The sequence below is a fragment of the Amycolatopsis sp. Poz14 genome (assembly GCF_006704225.1).
Taxonomy (GTDB): Bacteria; Actinomycetota; Actinomycetes; order Mycobacteriales; family Pseudonocardiaceae; genus Amycolatopsis; species Amycolatopsis nivea.
In genome coordinates this window covers 1,030,356-1,052,702 of the sequence record NZ_JACLHD010000001.1, presented here as the reverse complement: position 1 = coordinate 1,052,702, position 22,347 = coordinate 1,030,356, and the positions used below count along the sequence as shown (strand labels likewise).

At 68.7% G+C, this 22,347-nt stretch carries 23 protein-coding genes; 15 read left to right on the top strand and 8 right to left on the bottom strand.

All coding sequences use genetic code 11. The features are described from left to right. Positions 1–1,846 precede the first annotated feature (1,846 nt). Complete coding sequence (locus tag FKO37_RS47710) at positions 1,847–3,232, top strand: LCP family protein (protein WP_037808602.1); 1,386 nt, start codon at positions 1,847–1,849, stop codon at positions 3,230–3,232. A gap of 84 nt (positions 3,233–3,316) precedes the next feature. Continuing rightward, positions 3,317–3,991: a phosphate signaling complex protein PhoU gene (gene phoU / locus FKO37_RS05275; RefSeq protein ID WP_037808604.1), complete on the top strand. Its 675-nt coding sequence runs from the start codon at positions 3,317–3,319 to the stop codon at positions 3,989–3,991. A 114-nt stretch (positions 3,992–4,105) separates the two neighbouring features. Here phoU and pstB read toward each other — a convergent pair whose 3' ends face one another. From pstB to FKO37_RS05245, 6 genes are all read right to left on the bottom strand, one after another. Beyond that, on the bottom strand, positions 4,106–4,882 hold the full coding sequence (gene pstB, locus FKO37_RS05270) for a phosphate ABC transporter ATP-binding protein PstB (RefSeq protein ID WP_009084706.1): 777 nt from the start codon (positions 4,880–4,882) through the stop codon (positions 4,106–4,108). 3 nt (positions 4,883–4,885) lie between these two features. Then, positions 4,886–5,800 carry a phosphate ABC transporter permease PstA gene (pstA, locus tag FKO37_RS05265; RefSeq protein ID WP_037808607.1) on the bottom strand — a complete coding sequence of 305 codons (915 nt, stop codon included), beginning with the start codon at positions 5,798–5,800 and terminating at the stop codon, positions 4,886–4,888. A 2-nt stretch (positions 5,801–5,802) separates the two neighbouring features. Beyond that, a complete protein-coding gene (pstC, locus tag FKO37_RS05260) occupies positions 5,803–6,723 on the bottom strand; it encodes a phosphate ABC transporter permease subunit PstC (protein ID WP_037808608.1) in 921 nt (306 codons plus the stop codon). Positions 6,724–6,911: 188 nt separating this feature from the next. Further along, positions 6,912–8,042 carry a phosphate ABC transporter substrate-binding protein PstS gene (gene pstS, locus FKO37_RS05255; protein ID WP_037808611.1) on the bottom strand — a complete coding sequence of 377 codons (1,131 nt, stop codon included), beginning with the start codon at positions 8,040–8,042 and terminating at the stop codon, positions 6,912–6,914. Between the two features lie 239 nt (positions 8,043–8,281). Beyond that, entirely contained in the window at positions 8,282–9,181 is a 900-nt protein-coding gene (mshD, locus tag FKO37_RS05250; RefSeq protein ID WP_238603867.1) for a mycothiol synthase, read from the bottom strand. Positions 9,182–9,203: 22 nt separating this feature from the next. Beyond that, positions 9,204–9,935 (bottom strand): response regulator transcription factor, encoded by a 732-nt coding sequence (locus FKO37_RS05245; RefSeq protein ID WP_037809366.1) that lies wholly within the window; start codon positions 9,933–9,935, stop codon positions 9,204–9,206. A gap of 174 nt (positions 9,936–10,109) precedes the next feature. Here FKO37_RS05245 and FKO37_RS05240 point away from each other — a divergent pair, with 174 nt between their 5' ends. The 10 genes from FKO37_RS05240 (at position 10,110) to FKO37_RS05195 (ending at position 17,665) form a co-directional block, all read left to right on the top strand. Further along, on the top strand, positions 10,110–11,012 hold the full coding sequence (locus tag FKO37_RS05240; RefSeq protein WP_158691452.1) for a DUF2993 domain-containing protein: 903 nt from the start codon (positions 10,110–10,112) through the stop codon (positions 11,010–11,012). A 5-nt stretch (positions 11,013–11,017) separates the two neighbouring features. Further along, complete coding sequence (locus tag FKO37_RS05235) at positions 11,018–11,452, top strand: thioredoxin family protein (RefSeq protein WP_238603866.1); 435 nt, start codon at positions 11,018–11,020, stop codon at positions 11,450–11,452. A 558-nt stretch (positions 11,453–12,010) separates the two neighbouring features. Beyond that, the gene (locus FKO37_RS05230) at positions 12,011–12,445 is read left to right on the top strand and encodes a DUF4395 domain-containing protein (RefSeq protein WP_037808616.1); all 435 of its coding nucleotides are present in this window, start codon (positions 12,011–12,013) and stop codon (positions 12,443–12,445) included. A 28-nt stretch (positions 12,446–12,473) separates the two neighbouring features. Further along, positions 12,474–13,310 carry a sulfurtransferase gene (locus tag FKO37_RS05225; RefSeq protein WP_134662112.1) on the top strand — a complete coding sequence of 279 codons (837 nt, stop codon included), beginning with the start codon at positions 12,474–12,476 and terminating at the stop codon, positions 13,308–13,310. Further along, positions 13,310–13,615, top strand: a complete 306-nt coding sequence (locus FKO37_RS05220) for a DUF1416 domain-containing protein (RefSeq protein ID WP_037808620.1) — start codon at positions 13,310–13,312, stop codon at positions 13,613–13,615. The genes FKO37_RS05225 and FKO37_RS05220 overlap by 1 nt, the downstream gene beginning before the upstream one ends. Before the next feature lie 100 nt (positions 13,616–13,715). After that, complete coding sequence (locus tag FKO37_RS05215) at positions 13,716–15,050, top strand: MFS transporter (RefSeq protein ID WP_238603865.1); 1,335 nt, start codon at positions 13,716–13,718, stop codon at positions 15,048–15,050. Positions 15,051–15,179: 129 nt separating this feature from the next. After that, a complete protein-coding gene (locus FKO37_RS05210) occupies positions 15,180–15,791 on the top strand; it encodes an FABP family protein (protein WP_037808622.1) in 612 nt (203 codons plus the stop codon). Between the two features lie 16 nt (positions 15,792–15,807). Then, entirely contained in the window at positions 15,808–16,410 is a 603-nt protein-coding gene (locus FKO37_RS05205; protein ID WP_037808624.1) for an allophanate hydrolase subunit 1, read from the top strand. Beyond that, on the top strand, positions 16,410–17,261 hold the full coding sequence (locus FKO37_RS05200) for a biotin-dependent carboxyltransferase family protein (RefSeq protein WP_238603864.1): 852 nt from the start codon (positions 16,410–16,412) through the stop codon (positions 17,259–17,261). The genes FKO37_RS05205 and FKO37_RS05200 overlap by 1 nt, the downstream gene beginning before the upstream one ends. A 2-nt stretch (positions 17,262–17,263) precedes the next feature. Continuing rightward, entirely contained in the window at positions 17,264–17,665 is a 402-nt protein-coding gene (locus FKO37_RS05195) for a hypothetical protein (protein ID WP_037808627.1), read from the top strand. Between the two features lie 45 nt (positions 17,666–17,710). On the opposite strand, the gene FKO37_RS05190 is transcribed toward FKO37_RS05195, so the two are convergent. Next, positions 17,711–18,556, bottom strand: a complete 846-nt coding sequence (locus FKO37_RS05190; protein ID WP_037808628.1) for an aminodeoxychorismate lyase — start codon at positions 18,554–18,556, stop codon at positions 17,711–17,713. Between the two features lie 31 nt (positions 18,557–18,587). Here FKO37_RS05190 and FKO37_RS05185 point away from each other — a divergent pair, with 31 nt between their 5' ends. Genes FKO37_RS05185 through FKO37_RS05175 form a run of 3 tightly spaced genes read left to right on the top strand, consistent with a single transcriptional unit; the run spans position 18,588 to position 21,263 of the window. After that, entirely contained in the window at positions 18,588–19,709 is a 1,122-nt protein-coding gene (locus FKO37_RS05185; RefSeq protein WP_037808630.1) for a folate-binding protein YgfZ, read from the top strand. Between the two features lie 49 nt (positions 19,710–19,758). Then, complete coding sequence (locus FKO37_RS05180) at positions 19,759–20,322, top strand: hypothetical protein (protein WP_037809370.1); 564 nt, start codon at positions 19,759–19,761, stop codon at positions 20,320–20,322. Beyond that, the gene (locus FKO37_RS05175; RefSeq protein WP_134727620.1) at positions 20,319–21,263 is read left to right on the top strand and encodes an asparaginase; all 945 of its coding nucleotides are present in this window, start codon (positions 20,319–20,321) and stop codon (positions 21,261–21,263) included. The genes FKO37_RS05180 and FKO37_RS05175 overlap by 4 nt, the downstream gene beginning before the upstream one ends. Here FKO37_RS05175 and FKO37_RS05170 read toward each other — a convergent pair. After that, positions 21,244–22,140 carry a hypothetical protein gene (locus FKO37_RS05170; RefSeq protein WP_238603863.1) on the bottom strand — a complete coding sequence of 299 codons (897 nt, stop codon included), beginning with the start codon at positions 22,138–22,140 and terminating at the stop codon, positions 21,244–21,246. The two genes, FKO37_RS05175 and FKO37_RS05170, sit on opposite strands and share 20 nt — an antisense overlap. Between the last annotated feature and the right edge of the window lie 207 nt (positions 22,141–22,347).

Genomic DNA, 22,347 nt, shown 5'->3' with positions numbered 1-22,347 from the left:
TGACTCTCGGCCTGGTCGTCGCGGTGGACTGCAGGCCGAGGACGTAGCTGGGCGTCGCGGGGGGCCCGGCGGGTCTCCGGTGATGGGGGCTGGTGGGTCTGAAGCTTCGTCGGTGGAATCGCACGGTGGGGCGGGCGAACCGCGGGGGCGTCGTGCGGTCGAGTCTGGGCAGGGACCGGTAGGCGGGCAGCCTGGGAGTGCCGAGGGTGTCTCTCCGGAGCTGGAGGCGCGGCCGCGGCGTCGGCGGGCGGATGGGCTTCCGCCTCGGCCTCGGCAAGGGGGCGGCGTTCCGGTTTCGCCGGAGCCGCCTGGGCCTCGGCGTCCGCACGGTGCGGAGAGTGCTCCTGGACGGGCTGAAGCGGACGCGCCTGGGCTGGAATTGGGCGGGCCCGATTCCGCGGGGCCTGCAGCGCAGCGGAGGTCCGCCGAGCAAGGGCGGCGGATAACTGATTCGGCGGCGCTTCCGATCGAACCCGACGTGCAGCGAGCGCCGGGGCAGGACTCTGGCGGCCATCGGGTACCTGGGCCGGAATCGGGCGGGCCGCGAAGGCCTGGTCCGCCGAGGCGACGGGCGGCTGGACCGGAAGTTGCCGGGCTGCCGATGGCTGGGCCTGAGGCGGCGCTGCCGATCGAGCCTGACGGGCCGCGCGCGGCTGGGCAGGACTCCGGTGGGCACCGAGTACCGGGGCCGAACACACCTCGTCGACGGGTGGCGGGTCCTGGACCGGCCGGGCGGCGACCCGACCTCGACGGCGTGCCTGGCGGGGCGGAACCCGAGGACGAATTTGAGCGGACGCAACTGAGTCCGGCGCTTGAGCCGGATCGGGTGCGGGGCAAGCAGGTTGAGCATGGGCGCAACGGGCAGGCTCCGCGGCGTGGGCGAGGTGGCGCGCCGGATGGGCCGGGGCTGGCTGCGGCTCAGGGGCTTGAGCAGACCCAGATCAGCCCTGCGCTGGACGGTGACGACGCCGGTTCCGGACGTTCGCGTCGACCGGAACGTCCGCGGCGCGGGCCTGCGCCGGATGGTGGTCGGAGCGCGGCTCAGGGGGCTGAGCGGACTCAGCTCGGCCCGGTGCCGGATGGTGGTCGGAACGCAGCGCAGGGTCTTGAGCGGACTCAGCTCAGCCCCGCGCTGGACGGGGGCCGCGGTGCAACGCTGGACGGCCGCCGGAACGCGGCTCAGGGGCCCGAACAGACCCCGATCGGCCCCGGGCCGGATGGTGGCCGGAACGCGGCACAAGGTCTTGAGCGGACTCAGCTCAGCCCCGCCCTGGACGGCGGCCGCGTCGCAGCGCTAGAGGGTGGCCGGAACGCAGCACAGGGCCCGGAACGAACCCAACTCAACCCCGCGCTGGACGGTGGCCGCAGCACAGCCCAAGGCCCGGAACGGCCCCAGCTCAACCCGGCCCGCGAGGGTCGCGGCGCAGGAGCACAAGGCCCCCAGCAAGATGGCGTCCGAAGCAAGGCCCAAGACCCCGAACGAACCCAACTCAGCCCAGCCCTCGACGGTGACCTGGACAGCGAACGCCCGCAGCGCGGCCGTCCCCGTCGCCGACCCGTGCCGAATGGTCGGCCGCAGGGTGGTCCGGAAGCCGAGCGGACCCAGCTCAGCCCAGCGCTGGACGGAAAGCAGCCGCTCGCAGCGGATCGGACGCAGTTCACCCCGGTAAAGGGGATCGGGCTCGGCACCGTAGCGGCCGAGGACGCCGAGCAGACGCAGCTCAGTCCGGCGGCCAAGCCCGCCGTTGATCCGGAGCGTACTCAGCTGAGTCAGGCCGTCGAGGGGCCGAATGGCAAGCGGCCTCGGCGGACCCCGGCTCGGCCGGCCGCGGCGGTTCGGGCGGAGATGGATCCGCTCACCATGACCGACGAGATGGAGGCGATCGACGAGGCGACTCAGTACCGTCGCAAGATCGATCACAGTCTCGCTCGGTTCTCCGCCGCGCATGATGACGCCGCCGCTGAGGAAGCGAAGCGTCGGGAGCGGCGGGAGCGGCTCACTACCCGGTCGATGGCTTTGTTCGAGCAGACTCGGACTGCGTTGCAGCGGGTGGTATTGCTCGACAAGGAAGAGGAAGAAGAGCAGCCTGCCGAAAAGCCGGAGCAGACTCGGCTGCAGGAGAAGAAACAGCGGCATACCGCGCGCAACGTCCGGATCGGGCGGATTGCGTTGATCGTGGTTGTCGCGCTCATCTTCATTGGCACGGGCGTCGCGTGGGGTGCGGTTACCTGGTTTGACGCCAAATTCGCTCAGGTGTCCGCGCTGGACGAAAACTCCTCAGACATCCAGAACGCCGACGCGCAGGCCAACGACGAGAACTTCCTCATGGTCGGCTCCGATTCCCGCGACGGCGCATCGTCTGAAGAAAATGTCGGGGACGCGTCCAATATCCCGGGCGCGCGGTCGGACACGGTGATGGTGGCGCACGTTCCCGCGGACCGGAAGCGGGTCGTGGTCGTTTCGTTCCCGCGAGACCTGGAAATCGACCGGCCGGATTGCAACCGGTGGGATCCGGCGAAATCGCAGACTACCGACGAGGTCGTGCGCGAGCAGAAGATCGCCAAGCTCAACACTGCCTACGCGGTCGGCGGCCCGCAATGCATGACGAAGGTGATCCAGAAAATCACCGGGCTGCGGATCAACCACTTCGTCGGCATCGATTTCAACGGGTTCAAGGAAATGGTCGACGCGGTGCACGGGGTGACCGTGCACAACGAGAAACCGATCGTCGACACCACGCTCGGCAAGGTGCTGCTCGAAACCGGCGACGTGACCATTACCGGCGACCAGGCGCTGAGTTACGTGCGTGCCCGGCACGTCGTCGGCGACCCGACCTCCGACTACGGCCGGATCAAGCGGCAGCAGGCGTTCATCGGGGCGCTGCTGAAGAAGGTCATGTCTTCGGATGTCGTGCTGGATCCCGGGAAACTGTCCGGATTCATCACCGCGTTCGCGCACGCCACGTTCGGCGACAACCTCGGCGTGCAGCAGATGATGACACTCGCGCAATCGATGCGCGGGCTCGACCCGGCCAACATCAACTTCCTGACCGTGCCCACCGTTGGCCTGCCCAACAAGCGCGGCAACGAAGTTCTGGTGCAGGAAAAGACCAAGAGCCTCTTCGACGCGTTGCGCGACAACACTCCGCTGCCGGGCAACCAGCCCGCCGGAACCGCGGCCAGCGCGCCGCCCGCGAACGCCGGTTCCGGCAAAACCGCCAACACCGGCTGAGCACTCCGGATTCGTTAGACGGGGTTCATACGCGGTTCACCCAGCGATGCGGTATTCGGACGGTCCACGTCGTAGGGTGTGGTCATGCGTGAGGCCTACCATGTCGAACTCGATCAGCTCGCCGAAAACCTGGCCGCGATGTCGGTCCAGGTTGCCGACGCCATGGAGCGGGCCACCAAAGCACTGCTGGAGGTCGACCTCGGCCTCGCCGAGCAGGTGATCAGCGACGACGCGAAGGTGGACGACGCGCGCGCCGAATGCGAGGAGCAGGCGTACGCGCTGCTGGCGCTGCAGGCCCCGGTCGCGACCGATCTGCGCACCGTGCTCGCCGCCATCCACGCGGCGGAAAGCCTGGAGCGCATGGGAGATCTCGCCCTGCACGTCGCCAAGGCCGCCCGCCGCCGCCACCCAGACCCGGTGCTGCCGGAGGCGGTCAAGCCCTACTTCGCCGAGATGGGCCGGGCCGCGGTGAAGCTCGCCCGCCAGGTCGAGGCGATCATCAAGACCAAGGACGTGTCCGCGGCCAAGGACCTCGAGGCTGAGGACGACCAGGTCGACGACCTGCACCGGCACCTGTTCACCGTGCTGATGGACCGCGAATGGCCGCACGGCGTCGCCTCAGCGGTCGACGTCACGCTGCTCGGCCGCTTCTACGAGCGCTACGCCGACCACGCGGTGTCCGTCGCCAAGCGGATGATTTTCGTGGTCACCGGCCGGATGCCCGGCTACGGCACCGACGACGAAGACCTGACCATCTGAGCCAGCACAGCGAAACCGCCGCCCGGCCGTACAAGCGGGGCGGCGGTTTTTTAGTGCGCGGAAAACAAAATGGCCGCCCTGGCCGGAAAACCAGGGCGGCCGTCCACAGTGGAATCAGCCGAAGCGGCCCGAGATGTAGTCCTCGGTGGCCTTCTCGTCCGGGTTGGAGAAGATCTTCTCCGTGTCGTTCAGCTCGATCAGCCGGCCGGGCTGGCCGACACCGGCCAGGTTGAAGAACGCGGTCTGGTCCGAAACCCGCGCCGCCTGCTGCATGTTGTGCGTCACGATGACGATCGTGTAGTCCTTCTTCAGCTCGCCGATCAGATCCTCGATCGCGAGCGTCGAGATCGGGTCCAGCGCCGAACACGGCTCGTCCATCAGCAGCACGTCCGGCTGCACCGCGATCGCCCGCGCGATGCAGAGCCGCTGCTGCTGACCGCCGGAAAGGCCGCCGCCCGGCTTGTTCAACCGGTCCTTGACCTCGTTCCACAGGTTCGCGCCGCGCAGCGCGCGCTCGGCGACCTCGTCGAGCTGCTTGCGGCTCTTCACCCCGCCGAGGCGGAGCCCGGCCACCACATTGTCCTTAATGGACATCGTGGGGAACGGGTTCGGCCGCTGGAACACCATGCCGATGGTGCGGCGCACCTGCACCGGGTCCACCGCCGACGCGTAGATGTCCTCCCCGTCCAGCAGCACCTGGCCGTCGACGCGCGCGCCGGGAATGACCTCGTGCATCCGGTTCAGCGTGCGCAGCACGGTCGACTTGCCGCAACCCGACGGCCCGATGAACGCGGTCACGTTCCGCGGCGGGACGTTCAGCGTGACGCTGTCCACCGCGTGGAACTTGCCGTAGTAGATGTCCAGGTCTTTGACGTCGATTCGCTTGGCCATGACTCACTTCTTCTTCGGGGCGACGATGCGGGAAAGGACCGTGGCGAGCAGGTTGATCACGGCGATGATGAGCACCAGGGTGAGCGCGGCTCCCCAGATCCGGTCGAAGCCGACGCTGCCGGGGTCCATCGAGTTGGTGGCGCGTTCGTTGTTCATCACCAACGGAAGCGACGCCTGCTCCCCGCTGAAGATGTTCCAGTTGACGTAGGACGTGTACCCGACGAGCACCAGCAGCGGCGCGGTTTCGCCCATCACGCGGGCGAGCGCCATCATGATGCCGCCGAGAATGCCCGACAGCGCGGTCGGAAGCACGATCTTCATGATCGTCTTCCACTTCGGAACGCCCAGCGCGTAAGAGGCCTCGCGCAGGTCGTCCGGCACGATCCGCAGCATTTCCTCCGCGGAGCGCACGACCACCGGAATCATCAGCAGCACCAAGGCAAGCGACACCGCGAACCCGCTGCGCGGCAGGCCGAGCGTGGTGACCCACAGCGCGTAAATGAACAGCGCGGCCACAATGGACGGAACACCGGAGAGGATGTCCACCATGAACGTGGTGGCCTTGGCCAGCTTGCCGCGGCCGTACTCGACGAGGTAAATCGCGACCAGCAGGCCGATCGGCACCGAGATGACCGCGCACACGAGACCCTGCAGCAGGGTGCCGATGATCGCGTGCAGCACGCCGCCGCCGACCTCGTCGCCGAGCACCGAACCGAAGTCCTGGCCCCACCAGTTGGTGTACGGGATCCGCTTGATCCCGTTGGCGATCACCGTGTACAGCACCCACACCAGCGGGATCACGGCGATCAGGAACGACAGCCACACCAGCACGGTGGCCACGCCGTTCTTGACCTTGCGGACCGCGCTCACCTGCTGGAAAGCCGGTGTCGTCGCGGGTCGTTCGAGGGTGGTCGACACGGTCACTCCCCCTTCTTGCCGACGATCGAGCGGGCGGCGAAGTTGACCAGGAACGTCAGCACGAACAGCACCAGGCCGGCCGCGATGTAGGCGCCGGCCGAGGTCGGGTTGTTGAACTCGCTGTAGTTCTGGGCGATCTTCGACGCGAACGTCGCGCCGCCGTCGAAGAGGCTCCAGTCGAAGTTGCGCCCCTGCGGGATCAGCAGAATCACCGCCAGCGCAATGGTTTCACCGAGCGCGCGGCCGAGACCGAGCATCGACGCGCCGACGAAACCGGCCTTGCCGAACGGCAGCACCGTGGTGCGGATGACCTCCCAGCGCGTGGCCCCGAGCGCGAGCGCGCCCTCGACCTGCGCGGTCGGCGTGCGCTCGAAAACCTCGCGAGTCAGCGACGTGATGATCGGCAGGATCATCACCGCCAGCACGATTCCGGCGGTGAAAATGGTGCCGCGCACGTTCGGCGCGATGTTGCCCGGCGCGAAAATCGGAATCCACGAGAAGGTGCTGTTGACCCACTCGGAAAACGGTTCGATCGCGGGCGCGAACACGAGAATGCCCCACAGGCCGAAAATGATCGACGGCACCGCGGCGAGCAGATCCACGACGTAGGCGAACGGCCGGGCCAGCTTCGCGGGCGCGTACTGGGTGAGGAACAGCGCGATGCCCAGCGAGATCGGCATCGCGATGATCAGCGCCACCAGCGAGGTCGCCACGGTGACCTCGGCGAGGTCGGCGATGCCGAACGCCATGTTCGCCGGGTCGTTCGTCGACCACCCGTGGTTGAACAGGAAGTTGACCTTGTCCGCCTTCAGCGCCGGAATCGCCTGGACGACCAGGAAAATCCCGATCAAGGCGATCAGGGCGACGACGAAGATCCCGGCCCCGGTGGTCAGGTTCTGGAAGATGCGGTCACCGGCTCGCACCTTCGTCGGCTTCTTCCGCGCGGGCGGCGCTTCCGGCGCCGGCGCGGGTGGCTTGTCCGAAATCGGGTCCTCCGGGAACGCTCGGGCGGACGACGAACGCCCACCGGGGTCGCCGGTGGGCGTTCGCGTCGAGGATTGGTCGCTCATCGACAGTCTCTAGTCAGCCTTCGTACCAGCTAGGTAGTCGCTCAGGAAATTTCCTTGACGGCCTTCAGCACCTTGTCCTGGAGGCTCTGCGGGATCGGCACGTAGCCCTTGGCCGACAGCGGCTGCTGGCCCTCGGTGGCGGCCACCGTCAGGAACGCCTTGACGGCCTTCGCGACGTCCGGGTTCGAGTACTTGGAGCACACGATCTCGTACGTGGTCAGCAGCAGCGGGTAGGCGCCCGGCACGTTGCTGGAGTAGATGCCGTTGAGGTCCATCGCCAGGTCGTTGGTGCCCGGGTGGTAGAACTTCGCGGCGTCCAGCGACTTGGCCACGTTCTGCGCGTTCAGTTCGACGCCGCCGGAGCCGCTGTCGATCTTGGCCGGGGTGACGCCGTCCTTGGCGAACGCGCTCTCCACGTAGGTGATCGAGCCGTCGGCGCCCTTGACGGTGCTCGCGACACCGTTCGAGCCCTGCGCACCGTTGCCGACGCCGCCGTTGAACTTCTTGCCGGCGCCCTGGGTCCAGACGTCCTTGGCAGCCGCGCCGAGGTACTTCTGGAAGTTGTCGGTGGTGCCCGACTCCTCCGAGCGGGAGACGACCTGGATCGGCTTGTCCGGCAGGTTCAGGCTCTCGTTGCCCTTGACCGCCTTGATGGCCGGGTCGTTCCAGTTCTTGATGCCGCCGTTGAAGATCTTGGCGATGACCTGCGGGGTCAGCGTCAGGTTGTCCACGCCGGACAGGTGGTAGCCGACCGCGATCGGGCCGACGACCAGCGGGATGTTCAGCGCGGGCGAACCGCAGCGCTTGGTGGCGGCCTCGAGGTCGGCGTCCTTGATCGGCGAGTCCGAACCGCCGAAGTCGACCTGGTTGGCGTTGAACTGCTTGACGCCCGCGCCGGAGCCGGTGCCGTTGTAGTTCACCTTCTGGCCGTTGCACTTCTTGTTGTAGGCCTGGTTGAACACCTCGATGGCGTTCTTCTGGGCCGTCGAGCCCTCAGCGGAAAGCGGGCTCTTGCCCCCGCAGTCGACCTGGGCGGTTCCGGTGGCGGCGGGAGCGGCGGAGTTCGAGCCCGAGCCGCTGCTCGACGCCGAAGGGTCGGAGCCACAAGCGGCGAGGACGAGCGCGGCGCTCGCCACGATGCCGACGGCACCCAGGGGCCGCATGATCTTCACTGCATTTCCTCCACTCGGAGATGTGCCTTTTTGAATCCGGTCGGGATTGGCGGCGAGTGAGCCGCACCGGAACCGGACACTAGGCAGCCTCGGTGGACGGGCGTCCTTGGTTGCATGAACGGGAGGTGAACAAGTCACCGTTTGTGAGCAGGACTACTACCCCGAACGGGTGCCGTGGCCTGCTCGTGACCTGCCAGTACGCAGAAAGTAACACGGGTCACCGGTCGGGTTGACCGTGATCACTCACCGTACTGAACGTCGGTCTCGAAACGCTGGAACCCCAGCTTGTTGTACACAGCCAAAGCCGCGGCGTTGTCGCCCTCGACGTAGAGGATCACCCTCGGTAGTCCCCGAGAGCGCAGGTAGCGGAGTCCGGCCAAGGTCAGCGCCTTGCCGAGCCCACTACCCTGAGTAGCAGGATCGACGCCGACCACGTAGACCTCCCCGACCGGGTCTCCGTCGAACCGGCCGGGCACCGGGTCGTGCACCTTCGTCCAGTGGAAGCCGGCGATCTCGCCGTTCTCGTTCTCCGCGAGGAAGAAGCCCGCCGGGTCGAACCAGGCCTGGAGTTCCTCGGCGCGCACCTCGGCGGCGGTCAGCGCGCCCTGTTCCGGATGCCAGTCGAACGCGCGCGCGTTGACCGCGACCATCGCGTCCTCGTCCTGTCCGGGAACGAAGGTGCGCAGCCGGAAACCGTTGCGCAGCACCGGTTCCGGCCAGTCCGCGTCGGCAACGTCGACGTGCAGAATCAGCAACTCGCGCTGCCTGCCGAGGCCGAGTTTCGCCGCGATCGCCGCCGCACCAGGGTGATCCCCGTGCGCCCACACGCGCAAACCCTTGTCGGCGCGCTCGACTACCGCCTGCGCGAGCGCGGTGCCGACGCCACGACGCCGGAAATCCGGGTGCACGAAAAGCTCCGCGACCTGATGGCCGTGGGAATCGCCTTCGGTGTCAAGGTGGACGTATCCCGCGGGCGCGCCGTCGAAGCGGGCGAGGAGATGCACCCCGCCTTCGAATTCGCGCGGCAACGGTCCGGCCGGGTCGACCTCAGGACGTCCGTCAGTCGCTTTGGCCGCGAGCAGCACTTCGCGCACCGCGTCGTCGGGATCGGTCGTCCAGTCGCCAAGGTCGATAGCCACAAACCGACCTTACCGGCGAATGTCAGCGGGAGGTCAGCTCCGAAGCGTCGGCCGGAACCGCGACAACCGGCTTCGCGCCCTTCGCCGGCCGCTCGAACTTGTAGCCGACGTTTCGCACAGTGCCGATCATCTGCTCGTGCTCGGGGCCGAGCTTCGCGCGAAGCCGCCGTACGTGGACATCGACCGTGCGCGTGCCGCCGAAGAAGTCGTAACCCCACACTTCCTGCAGCAGCTGCGCGCGAGTGAACACGCGACCAGCGTGCTGGGCGAGGTACTTAAGGAGCTCGAACTCCTTGTACGTCAGCTCAAGCGTGCGACGGCGCAGCTTCGCCGTGTACGTCGCTTCGTCAATGACAAGGTCGCCTACGCGCAGTTCGGCGTCTGCCTGCAGGCCGATGCCGTCGCGAGTGGTAGCCAGCCGCAGCCGTGCGTCGACCTCCGCGGGACCAGCGGTGGGCAGCAGGATGTCGTCCGTGCGCCATTCGGCGTTGACCGCGACCAGACCGCCTTCGCCGACGACCGCGATGACCGGCGTGCCCGATTCGTCCTCCGCGCCCTTCAACAGACGGCACAGGCTCTTCGCGGACGCGAGGTCGCTGCGCGCGTCGAGAAGGATGACGTCCCGGTGACCCGCGTCGAGAAGGGCCGTCACTTCCGGCTCGCGTACGCGTACGGTGTGCGGCAGCAGGTCCAGCGCAGGTAGTACGGAGGTAGCGTCGAGTTCCCCCGTCAGCACCAGCAGGTCCAAGCTCATGATCCGCACCGCCTTCAGATTCGTCGCCTCGAACGTGGCGTCGGTCGGTGCTAAGTGAGAATAGCGGGTGAACACCCCGGCACCTAGCTCGTGCTGGATCGATCACACCTGGTCTAACGGCCGGGGCGTGACCCGCACCACGACGAAATCCACCCGAACAGGAGAACCGAGGCGATGGCGAGCAGGCCCGTGACCCGGGACGACCGACCGGCCCCTAACCCCGGCGGCGGCCGCCGCGGCAGGCGCGTGCGGCGGTGGCTCATCGTGCTGGGAGTGCTGGTGCTCCTGCTGGTCGGTGCGGATTTCGGAGCGGCGGCCTTCGCCGAGCACACGATCTCGCAGAAGGCCCGCGCACAGCTCGGGCTGAGCGACGATCCGTCGGTCACCATCCACGGCTTCCCGTTCACCGTGCAGGCGCTCTCCGGTGACTACAGTCACATCACCGTTTCCGCGGACGGCGTGCCGGTCGGCAGCGAACTGCGCGACCTGCGCGTGAGCGCCGAACTCGAGGACGTCATCGCGCCGCTATCGGACCTCACGTCCGGCAACACCAAGGCGGTGAAGATCGGCAAGCTCACCGGCGCGGTGACGATCAAGGCGTCCGACCTCGCCCGGGTCTCGCCGCTGAACAAGATCCAGAACCTGAAGATCGAGCAGTCGACCCAGGCGTACGTGAAGTACGGCGACACCGAACAGGGCAAGCAGCCGGACCCGACGCCGACCAACGCCGACGGCGAACCGGCCGACGGCACCAGCGCGGGCGTGCGGATCTCCGGCGACGTGCAGGTGGCCGGTCAGAAGGTGGAGATCTTCTGCTTCGCGCTGATCCAGCTCAAGGAGAAGACGATCTCGATCGTGCCTTACCGGTTGCAGTTCGGGAATGACCAGAGCACCACGATCGTTCCGGAAGCTGTGCAGAAAGCTCTGCTGCCGAACTTCCGGGCCAGCATTTCGACGACCCGGCTGCCGCTGTCGGTCACCCCGACCGCGGTCCGCGTGGACAGCGGTTCGGTGACCATCAAGGGCGAAGCGCACGACGTGAACTTCGCCGACCTGTCCACCAACCACGGAGGCTGATCCCGGTGACCGGAGTGTGGGTGCTGCTGGCGACGCTGGTCGTCGCGACGGCCGCTGGCCTGGTCCTGCGCGCCCGCAACGGCCGGATCCGCGCGGCCAAACCGGCGGCGCAGACCCGGACGCTCCCGGCTCCGGTCTCCGAGGCCCTTGATCCGCAATCCGCCGTCACCCTGGTGCAGATCTCCACCACGTTCTGCACCCCGTGCCGGCACACGCGGGCGATTCTCTCGTCGCTCGCGGAGAAGACCGACGGCCTGCACCACGTCGACCTGGACGTCACCGTACGTCCCGAGGTCGCGCAGGCATTGTCGGTGCTCAGCACGCCGACCACGCTCGCGCTGGACCCGGAAGGCCGGGAACTGCTGCGCGTGAGCGGCGTGCCCAAGGGCCCGGAGCTGCTGGAAGCGCTCCGCCCGCACCTCGCCGCCGCTACGCGCTGACCTCCGCCTGGCTGCCGCGCCGCGCTCCCGCATCGCTGAACCGCCCCAATGCGGCATTGGGTGCTCCATCCATGCCCCCGCCGCCGCCCTCAACGGAGACGCTGCGCGCCGCTGGCTCATTCAACGCACCCAATGTGGCGTTCGGTGCGTCCAGCGCACCCAAAGTGGCGTTCGGCCCGTCCAGCGCAACCAATGTGGCGTTCGGTGCGTCCCACGCACCCAATGTGGCATTCGGTGCATCTGACGCACCCAATGCCACATTGGGGAAGCGCCCGACCTCGCGGTCCGCGGCGGTTGATTCTCAGGATCCGGACCTCGTCCCAAGGAATGAACATGGTTCCGGGAGCGAGCGAGCCTGGGTACCCTCCCCCTGTGGACGAGCTGCCCATCACCCTCCTGACGCAGCGCCGCGCGGTCGATTTCTGCCGCGTGCGCAGCAGCTTGTGTCTGCCGTTTTCCGGTCGGCGCTGAAGCACGTCTCGCGCCGTCTCGCAGCTCTGCCCGTCTTCGCCGCGTGCGCTCGCACGCCCTTCCCCTCGCACTGAGCAGGAGGAACCCATGTCCGCCGGACCGGCCGTAGACCCGCGAGGTCCCAGGTTCGCCGCGATCGTGACCACGGTGGTGCTCGCCGTCGTGCTGATCACGCAGTGGTGGCCGTTGCTCGCACTGCAGACCGTGGTCTTCGCGATCGGTGCGTTCGTCGGGCTCAAGCCCGCGCCGTACTCGGTGCTGTACCGGCTCGCGATCGCGCCGCGGCTCGGGCCGCCGACCGAACGCGAGGACGCCGCCCCGCTGCGGTTCGCGCAGGCGGTCGGGTTCGTGTTCGCGCTCGTCGGCACGATCGGCTTCGCGGCCGGAGTAACGCCGCTCGGCGTCGTCGCGACCGCGTTCGCGCTCTTCGCCGCGTTCCTCAACGCGGCGTTCAACTACTGCCTCGGGTGCCAGATGTACCTGCTGATCAAGCGTTTCAGCCCCGCGCGGGCGTCCTCGTAAACCCAACCAAGAAAGAGAGCCAGCTTCCATGAGCCGAGAAGACGTCCTGGTCACCACCCAGTGGGCCGAGGAAAACCTGGACACCCCGGGCGTGGTGTTCGCCGAGGTCGACGAGGACACGACCGCCTACGACAACGGGCACATCCGCGGCGCGGTGAAGCTCGACTGGCGCAACGACCTCCAGGACGGCGTCCGCCGCGACTTCGTCAACAAGGAGGGCTTCGAGAAGCTCCTGTCGGAGAAGGGCATCTCGAACGACGACCGCGTGATCCTCTACGGCGGCAACAACAACTGGTTCGCCGCATACGCGTACTGGTACTTCAAGCTCTACGGCCACGAGAACGTGCAGCTGCTCGACGGCGGCCGCAAGAAGTGGGAGCTCGACGGCCGCGAGCTGAACTCCGACGAGGTCAAGCGCGAGGCCACCAACTACAAGGCCAAGGAGCAGGACCTGTCGCTGCGCGCGTTCCGCGACGAGGTCGTCCAGTCGATCGGCTCGAAGAACTACATCGACGTGCGCTCGCCGGACGAGTTCTCCGGCAAGCTGCTCGCCCCGGCGCACCTGCCGCAGGAGCAGTCGCAGGTGCCGGGCCACATCCCGGGCGCGCTGAACGTGCCGTGGGCGAAGGTCGCCAACGAGGACGGCACCTTCAAGTCCGAGCAGGAGATCAAGGACCTCTACGCCGAGGCGGGCTACGACGAGGGCAAGCCGACCATCGCGTACTGCCGCATCGGCGAGCGTTCGTCGATCGCCTGGTTCGCCCTGCACGAGCTGCTCGGCCAGGAAGACGTGAAGAACTACGACGGTTCGTGGACGGAATACGGTTCGCTGGTCGGCGTTCCGGTCGAGTTGGGAGCTAAGTGATGGCAGACGGCTGCAGCGCACCGGCACAGGTCGCGACCCCGGCGGACTTCGACACCAACGGTCAGGTCGTGCTGGCGGGCAAGGTCACCGGCACCGAGGGACCGGTCGGCGGCGCGTTCGTCCGGCTGCTCGACGGCGGCGGCGACTTCGCCGGCGAGGTCGTGTCCTCGGCGGACGGCGACTTCCGGTTTTACGCGGCCGAGGGTTCCTGGACGGTGCGCGCACTGCACCGCACGGGCAACGGCGAGGCCAACGTCACCGCGGAAGGCCCTGGTCTGCACCAGCTGGCCATTTCGGTTGCCTGACAACGCTTTTTCACAGGAGGGCCCCTCGGTTTCCGAGGGGCCCTTCCTCGTGTCCGGGACGCTTGACCTCAAGTCGGCTTGAGGACCCAAGCTCGCGAGCGTGTCCGAAACGAAAACCATTACGCGGAGCCCGCTGCTGGCCGCCGCCGTGTTCCTCGGCAGCTTCATGGCGTTGCTCGACGCGAGCGTCGTGAGTGTCGCGCTGCCGACCATTCAGCGCGAGCTGCACGCTGAATTCACTGACCTGCAATGGATTGTGGACGGGTACACCGTCGCGCTCGCCGCGTTGATGCTCACCGGCGGCACGCTCGGCGACCGGTACGGCCGCAAGCGGATCTACCTCGGCGGGCTCGCCGTGTTCACGCTCGCCTCGCTGGGCTGCGGCCTCGCCCCGACTCTTACGCTTCTCATCGCCGCGCGCGTCGTGCAAGGCGCGGCGGCAGCGGCGGTTATCCCGGGCGGCATCGCGCTCCTGGCGTACGCGTATCCAGAGCCGCGCGAACGGGCCCGAATGCTGGGGGCCTGGGGCGGAGTGGCCGGATGCGCGCTGGTCATCGGCCCGCTTATCGGCGGCCCGATCACCGACGCGCTCGGCTGGCCCACGATCTTCCTGATCAACCTGCCGATCGGGATCGTCGCAGTGCTCGCCGGTCGCCGGGGTCTCGACGAATCGTCCGATCCGGCGCACGGCGCGCTGGATCTGCTCGGACAACTGCTCGGCGCGTTGTGGATCGGGGCGTTCACCTACGCCGTGATCGCGTCCGACGCGGTGGTCGCGATGGTCGGCGCGCTGGGACTGGTCGCGTTCATCGTCGTGGAACTGCGCGCCCTGCATCCGATGCTGCCGATCCGGCTGTTCGGCAAGTTCCGGTTCTCCGCCTCGATCTTCACCTCGTTCGTCCTCGGTTTTGCCTGCTACCCGCTGCCGGTGCTGATCGCCGTGTACCTGCAGCAGGCGTGGGGCAGCACCGCCTCGACGACCGGGGTGCAGATGCTGCCGTACGTCGTCGCCAACGCTGTTCTCGCGTTCTTCTCCGGACGGCTCGCCGGCCGGTTCACCGCGGAACGCGTGCTGCCGATCGGTCTCGCCATCACCGCGGCGGGAAGTTTCGCCTTCCTGCTGGTTGCCCCGACGAGCCCGTATTGGCTGCTCAGCGTCCCGCTGACGCTGTCCGGCGTCGGGCTCGGCCTGAGCATCACCCCGACCAACGTCGTCGGCCTCGCCGGGCTTCCGGTGCAACGCACGGGCACCGCGGCCGGCACGGTGAACGCCGCGCGACAGGTCGGGATGGCGCTCGGCGTGGCCGCGCTCGGGGCGCTGCTCGATCACGGGAGCACGCTCACGACCGGGCTGCGGACCGCGATGGCGGTGGCTGGCTCGGCGCTGCTGGCGGTGACCGTCCTCACCGCCGCGACCCTGCGCAGCGCTAGATGAGCCGGGGCGGACTATTGTCCTCGCTGTGGAGACCTTGTTTACGACCCTGTTGATCATCGCGGGCATCGCCACCGTGTGGTTCGCGGTCTACGTCGTCTACCGGCTGTACGCCGACCAGCGCTGATCAGCATGACGAGTGGCGACGAAGCCATCGCAGCAGCCGAGGAGCGGGCCGCCAGCACGCGGGACCGCAACCTGCCGTTGTGGGACGACCTGCCGATCCCGAACGACACGGCGAACCTGCGCGAGGGCCCGAACCTGAACGACGCGTGCCTCGCTCTGCTGCCGCTCGTCGGCGTCTGGCGCGGCGAGGGCGAGATCGACTACCCGACGATCGACGGGCCGATCAAGTTCGCCCAGCAGCTGACCGTCTCCCACGACGGCCGCCCGTTCCTGTTCCACGAGGCGCGCTCGTGGCTGCTGAACGAGGACGGCAGCGTGCTGCGGCCCGCCGCCCGCGAAACCGGGTTCTGGCGGCCGCAGGAGGACGACACCATCGAGCTGCTGCTCACGCACAGCTCCGGCATCGTCGAGCTGTACTACGGCAAACCGCGCAGCCAGACGTCCTGGGAGCTCGGCACCGACGCGGTCATCCGCACCGCGACGGCCAAGGAGGTCACCGGTGCGCAGCGGCTGTACGGCCTGGTGAACGGCGACCTCGGGTACGTCGAGGAGCGCGCGATGGTCGGCCAGGAAATGCAGCCGCACGCCTCCGCGCTGCTGCGCCGCGTGGTGGGCTGAGGCTCCGGGAGACGCCGTGCGCTGGCGGCGGTACGGCGAACACGCCGCCCTGCTCGACTGCGCCTCGCTCGAGGAGATGAGCGCGGCCCGGGCGACCCTCACCGAAGCCGCGCTCGACGGCGTCGAGGAGATCGTGCCCGGGGCGCGCACCCTGCTCGTGGTCGCGTCCACGAGTGCCCTGGAAGCCGCGCGTTCCTTGCTGGCTTCGGCCGATCTGGACCATCCGCCTGCCGGGGACGGCCGCGAAGTCGTTTTGGACGTGCGGTACTCCGGCGAGGACCTCTCCCTGGTCGCTGCGGACGCGGGCCTCAGTGTGGACGAGGCCATCGCTCTCCACACCAGCGCGGTCTACACGGTCGCGTTCACGGGTTTCGCGCCCGGTTTCGGTTATCTCGCCGGGCTTCCCGCTGAACTCCAGCAGCCGCGGCTCAGTTCGCCGCGCACCCGCGTCCCCGCCGGTTCGGTGGCTATCGCTGACGAGTACACCGGCGTCTACCCGCGGGAATCCCCTGGTGGCTGGCGGTTGATCGGGCACACCGAGGCGACGCTTTTCGATCCTTCCGCCGAGCAACCGGCGCTGTTCACGCCCGGTCTCCGGGTGCGGTTCCGGAGCGTGTGATGCGCGCGCTGGAGATCGTCTCGCCCGGTTCGCTGGCTTTGGTGCAAGACCTCGGCCGTCCCGGTTACGCACATCTGGGCGTCCCACCGTCGGGTGCTCTTGACGTCGCCGCGCTACGGCTCGGCAACCGGCTGGTCGGCAATCCCGAGGACACCGCCGGGATCGAGACCCTGCTGGGCGGGCTCACCGTCCGGGGGACCGCTTCGTGCACCGCCGCGGTGACCGGACCGCCGGTCGAGGTGTCCGTGGACGGACGGGAAACCGGCTCGCACACGCCGATTCCGTTGCGGCCAGGCCAAGAACTGACGATCGGCCGACCTGCGACTGGCCTGCGCTGCTACCTGACGGTGTCCGGCGGCATCGCGGTGGCGCCGGTGTTGGGAAGCCGGTCGACTGATGTCCTATCTGGACTCGGCCCGTCGCCATTGGAAGCTGGCACTACGGTCCCGCTCGGCCCTGTCACCGGTGTCCCATCCGGTACCGACGTGGTCGCCGCCTCGCCCGCGCCGCCCGACTTGGCGGTGCGAGTTTTGCTTGGCCCGCGCGACGACTGGTTCGCCGACGCGGCGAGCGCACTCAACGCACAGTGGACGGTTACTGAGGAATCCAACCGAGTGGGGGTCCGCCTGGACGGGCCGCCGCTACGTCGAGTGTCCACTTCGGAGTTGCCGAGCGAGGGCGTGCTGACCGGCGCGATTCAGGTCCCGCCGAACGGATTGCCGCTGGTCTTCCTCGCCGATCACCCGACCACGGGCGGTTATCCGGTGATCGCGGTCGTGAGACGGGAGTCACTCGGAGCACTCGCGCAAGCACGCCCCGGAACCTTGGTGCGGTTCCAAGCGTCCTTGTGAGCGTGGAACGGGTAACGATCACCGGCGGCGCGGGTTTCCTGGAGCTGAACACCGGAGGACGGGCGGAGCTGCCGCAGTCGCTGCGCATCGCGCTCGCGACCGGTCAGGTGCGCCTCCCGCTGGCGGAAACCCTCCGCGAACTGCTGGCGTTGCTCGTCGACGGCCAGTACCGGGTCAGCGGCCCGCAACGCTTCGAGGCGGTGGATCTGATCCCGGCAAACGACTGGCCGGCCGACGACGATGCCCGGGTCACGTACTACCGCACGGCAATCCGCGCGGGACACCGACCGGTGGCGGTGGTTTTGTCCGGTACGCGGCCATTGCTGGTGGACGGGCACCACAAGATCAGCGCATATCGAGCGGAGGGGGTCACGCCGTCCGTGGTGCTGATCAGCGGGTCGTGAATGGCTGTGCCAGCTAGGCACCGGCACAGCCGCTCACCAGCGCTCTCAGTACTCGCTCTCGTAAGCCGCCACCAGCTCCCCGTGCAGCGCCGTCGAATCCGGCAACACCGTCCCGTTCAGCGTGTGCACCCGGGTCACCTTCCGCACCGACGACGTGAGGAACACGCCGTCCCCTCGCAGCAAGTCCTCCACCGACAGCGGCTCCACCTTCACCGACCAGCCCGCCTTCTCCGCGCCGCGGAACAACGCGTACTGCGTCGTTCCTGGCAGGATGCCAACAGTGGACGGCGGGGTGTAGAGCGTCCGCTCCTTCGCCAGGACGACCGTCGACGTCGGGCCTTCGAGCACCGAATCGTCGGTAGCGGTGAAGATCACATCTTGGGCTCCGCGACGGGTCGCCTCGCGCAGGGCGGCCATGTTCATCGCGTAGGAAACCGTTTTCGCGCCGAGCAAAAGCCACGGGGCGCGCTCGGCTAGTTCGGGGCCGAAACCGCGTTCCAGGGTCACTACCGAAACGCCTTCGGTGCGCGCCCGCAGGACCTTCTCCTCGACCTCCAGGCCCATCGCGAACGCTGTCGGCTTGCCTTCCGGATCGCCGTCGACACCCCGCGTGTACACGAGTTTCAGTGCGATCTCCGGGCCGCCCTGCCACGCGTCGACGACTGCCTGCGCGGCTCGGGCGAAGCCTTCGAGGTCCGGTGCAGGCAGGTCCAGCATCGCCGCGGAACGGGCGAGCCGGTCGAGGTGCGGACGCATTTCCCGCGGCTTTTTCACTGCCACGAGGATCGTTTCGAACACCCCGTCTCCGCGCAGCAGGCCGAGGTCGTCCACCCGGAGGTGAGCGGCTTCGGGGTCGGCCAGTGAACCGTCGAGGAAGGCGAGAACGCGCATCCCCTCAAGGTACTCACTTACCCTTAGGGCTATGCCGTACAGCTCGCCGCTGCTCGAAATCCCCCGCGCGGTCGCCGCGCCCGAGGGCCACCCGGAAGCCGGAGTTCCGTGGCACTGGGGCGATCCGTTCGCCGAGCAGCGCACCGCCGCCCGAGGAGTAGTCGTCATCGACCGCTCGCACCGAGAAATCCTCGCTGTCACCGGCGAGGAACGCTTGTCCTGGCTGCATTTGGTGATCTCGCAACACGTCACCGAACTCGCCGCGAACACCGGCACCGAAGCGCTCGTCCTCGACAGCCAGGGCCACGTCGACACCCATTTCGTGCTCGCGCACGCCGGCGAGACGGTGTACCTCGACAGCGACCCCGGCCCACTCGTCACGAGCGCGTTGCCCAAGGGCGGCAAGCAAACCCTGCGCGAGTACCTCGAAGCGATGAAATTCTGGTCCAAGGTCGAGATTCGCGACGTGACCGAAGAACTCGCCGTTCTTTCCGTGCTCGGCCCGGAGACCGACAGCGTGCTCGGCATCGAGCTCGGCACCGAGCCGTATTCGGTGGCCGCGTTGCCCGAAGGCGGTTTCGCCCGCCGGATGCCGTGGCCGACGCGAGCGGGCGCGGATCTCGTGGTGCCGCGCGCTCAGCTCACTCAATGGTGGCAACGGCTCACCGACGCGGGCGCGCGTCCTGCTGGCTCCTGGACGTTCGACGCGCTGCGCGTGGAATCGCGGCATCCGCGGCTCGGTGTCGACACCGACGAACGGACGATCCCGCACGAGGTCGGCTGGATCGGCTCGGCCGCGCACGTCGCGAAGGGCTGCTACCGCGGCCAGGAAACCGTCTCGAAGGTGCACAACGTCGGCCGCCCGCCGCGGTATCTCGCGCTGCTGCACCTCGACGGTTCGCCGGAGATCACGCCGGAGACCGGCGACCCGGTGAAGCTCGGCGAGCGCGTCGTCGGCCGGATCGGCACGGTCGCGCAGCACCACGAACTCGGGCCGATCGCGCTGGCGCTGGTCAAACGCTCGGTGCCGGGCGGGGCGGAGCTGCTGGCAGGCGACGAGGACCGAGTGGTCCAGGCCACTGTCGATCCGGACTCGGTGCCGGGCGAGCACGCGGCGCCCGGACGGGAAGCAGCGCAGAGACTGCGGGGCTGAAGTGAACTCGACGGTAGCGTCGTCGCCGAATGTGGAGCAGGATGTGCCCGTGATCGAAGTGCGTCCCGGCGGGCGGCGACGGATCGACCGCGTCCTCGGCCCGGGATATCTCACCGGATTAGGCGACTTGCCGCTCCCGGTGCTGCGCGAGCGGCGCGACGAGGCCGCGCAGGAAGAGACAGACCTGTCCTACCTGCGCCGGCTCCTGCACGCCCGCATCGACATCGTGCGCGCCGAACAGGAGCGTCGCTCGTCCGGCGGGGAAAGCATCGTCGACCGGCTCGCGTCCATCCTCGCCGACAACGCGCTCGGCCCGGCCGCCGGTTCCGGCAGGCACCAGCAGCTCGAACCGTCCCGCGCGGGCGAGCACCGCAGGCACGCGGAGGCGCTGATCGGCGACACCGGGCTCACCGACGTCGGCTCGCTGTCGGACGACAAGCTCGCCGCCGCGCTGGACACGTACGCGGCCGAGGAAGCCTCCGTGTCCTCCTTCCGCCGCCAGGTCCAGGGCGTGATGGACACGCTCAACGCCGAGATCGCCGGGCGCTACAGCAGCGGAGCGGCCACTGTGGACCAGTTGCTGGACAGCGAACTGGGGCGCGTCGAGGAATGACCGGCCAGCCGATTCTCGTCGAGGTCGTCCGGAACGGTTTCGTCGAGAGCGTTCACCACGGATGTCTCGTCGTCACCGCGCCCGACGGCACCGTCCGGTTCTCCGCGGGCGACGTGACCAGCCCGTTCTTCCCCCGGTCGGCGAACAAGCCACTGCAGGGCGTCGGGATGCTCCGCGCCGGTCTCGGCTACGACGGCGCGGACCTGGCGCTGGGCTGCGCCTCGCATTCCGGCGAAACCGGACATGTCGAGCGCGTCGCCGCGATGCTGTCCGGCGCCGGGCTCGATCCGGCGGCGCTGGCCTGCCCGGCCGAGCTGCCGATCGGCGAGGACGCCCGGCGCGCGGCCGACGAGCCGCGGAAGATCACCATGAACTGCTCCGGCAAGCACGCCGCGATGCTCGCCACCTGCGTCGCGAACGGCTGGCCGACCGAGGGCTACCAGCTGCCGGACCATCCGTTGCAGGTCCAGCTCGCGAAGACGGTCGAGGAGCTGACCGGCGAAGCCATCGCCGCGGTCGGCGTCGACGGCTGCAGCGCGCCGCTGTTCGCGTTCTCGCCGACCGGCCTCGCGCGGTCGTTCGGCCGGCTCGCGCAGGCCGAACCGGGTACCGACGAACGCCGAGTCGCGGACGCGATGCGTGCGCACCCGTGGCTGGTCGCGGGCACCGGGCGGGAGGACACCCGGCTGATGCAGGCCGTGCCTGGGCTGCTGTCGAAGAGCGGCGCGGAAGGTGTCCTGGCGTTCACGCTGGGCGACGGCACCGCGTGCGCGATCAAGATCGCGGACGGCAACAAGCGGGCGTTGGCGCCGCTGGCCATGGCCGTGCTCGCGCGCCTGGGCATCGAGACCCCGGACGAGCTGTCCGATCTGGCTCACCCGCCGGTGCTCGGCGGCGGCACACCTCAGGGCGAGCTGCGGGTCAGTTGGAGTGTTCCTTAGCCGCGAGGTCGCCCCAGAACTCGCGCAGCTGCGAAAACAGCTCGGCCAGCTCCTCGACGTTCCCGGTGCGCAGCGCGTCGAGGATGTCGTGGACCTCCTCCGCGGTGGAGTCGGCGTCGAGCAGCGAGTCGGCGAACAGTTGCACGAGACCGCCGTAGTCCAGTTCGACGACCGAGTCCGGGTCGAAGCTCTCCAGCCACTGCCGGGTCTGCGACAGCACCCGGCCGGGGCCGGAGTCGCCGAAGGTCGTCTCGATCAGCTCGCCCGCCTCGGACGCCCGGCGGAGCGCGGCGGACATCGGGGTGCGCCAGGACGCCTCCCGCACCGGGTCGTCCGGGCCGCTGCCGAGCACGAGCTTGCGTTCGTCCGGATCGACCAGCGAGAACCAGGGCAGCGGGACGGTCCAGGTGGTGGTGAGGGTGTGCGCGGCGGTGGCGGTGAGGTCGGTCATCGCGGCCTTGGTCTGCGCGCGGGCCTTGTCCGCGGTGACGCCGCCCGCGTCGAGGACCGCGATCCGCAACGCGGGCTCGGCGTCGGCGAGGAAGGTGCTCAACGCCGCGGCGGAGCGGGCGCGCAGTTCGAGCGGGCACGCGAACGGGCCCTCGGCGGTGTGGCCGGCGGGGACGTCGGCCGGGTCGAGCACGAGCACGTCGGTGACGAGGCTCGGCGCGGGCCGTCCGTCGCGCAGCTGCGCGGGCAGCAGCCGAACCGGCGCGGCCGCCTGTGACTTGAGCCACATCCGCTGTTCGCGTTCGCCGATCCCGATCCGGCTGAGCCCGCCTGCGGAAACGGCCTCGACCAGCTGTTGCGCGGGGGGATCGCCCAGCGCGCGCAGAGGTTCGTACACCCGCAGATAGGCCACGAAGGGTCGGAGCACCCGAGCATCGTGGCACGCCGACCAGCACCGATCGGCATCGACGTGCCGGTAACCGGCGTCCGGCGGACACTGTCGCGACGAGCACACCGTGCCACGTCGCATCCAACCCCCGGGACACGGTACGGTGTCAGCAGGAAAGAACTGTCGAGACGATGCGGGGCCGCCGATTCCCCCGGCCGCCCCGCCCCTGTGCGAGGGGGTCGAGCC

What these genes read in the sequence shown, in the direction of transcription:
- FKO37_RS47710 (WP_037808602.1), top strand. Translation starts at nt 1,847, where the DNA reads ATGGATCCGCTCACCATGACCGACGAGATGGAGGCGATCGACGAGGCG.
- phoU (WP_037808604.1), top strand. Translation starts at nt 3,317, where the DNA reads ATGCGTGAGGCCTACCATGTCGAACTCGATCAGCTCGCCGAAAACCTG.
- pstB (WP_009084706.1), bottom strand. Translation starts at nt 4,882, where the DNA reads ATGGCCAAGCGAATCGACGTCAAAGACCTGGACATCTACTACGGCAAG.
- FKO37_RS05245 (WP_037809366.1), bottom strand. Translation starts at nt 9,935, where the DNA reads ATGAGCTTGGACCTGCTGGTGCTGACGGGGGAACTCGACGCTACCTCC.
- FKO37_RS05240 (WP_158691452.1), top strand. Translation starts at nt 10,110, where the DNA reads ATGGCGAGCAGGCCCGTGACCCGGGACGACCGACCGGCCCCTAACCCC.
- FKO37_RS05230 (WP_037808616.1), top strand. Translation starts at nt 12,011, where the DNA reads ATGTCCGCCGGACCGGCCGTAGACCCGCGAGGTCCCAGGTTCGCCGCG.
- FKO37_RS05225 (WP_134662112.1), top strand. Translation starts at nt 12,474, where the DNA reads ATGAGCCGAGAAGACGTCCTGGTCACCACCCAGTGGGCCGAGGAAAAC.
- FKO37_RS05220 (WP_037808620.1), top strand. Translation starts at nt 13,310, where the DNA reads ATGGCAGACGGCTGCAGCGCACCGGCACAGGTCGCGACCCCGGCGGAC.
- FKO37_RS05210 (WP_037808622.1), top strand. Translation starts at nt 15,180, where the DNA reads ATGACGAGTGGCGACGAAGCCATCGCAGCAGCCGAGGAGCGGGCCGCC.
- FKO37_RS05200 (WP_238603864.1), top strand. Translation starts at nt 16,410, where the DNA reads ATGCGCGCGCTGGAGATCGTCTCGCCCGGTTCGCTGGCTTTGGTGCAA.
- FKO37_RS05190 (WP_037808628.1), bottom strand. Translation starts at nt 18,556, where the DNA reads ATGCGCGTTCTCGCCTTCCTCGACGGTTCACTGGCCGACCCCGAAGCC.
- FKO37_RS05185 (WP_037808630.1), top strand. Translation starts at nt 18,588, where the DNA reads ATGCCGTACAGCTCGCCGCTGCTCGAAATCCCCCGCGCGGTCGCCGCG.
- FKO37_RS05175 (WP_134727620.1), top strand. Translation starts at nt 20,319, where the DNA reads ATGACCGGCCAGCCGATTCTCGTCGAGGTCGTCCGGAACGGTTTCGTC.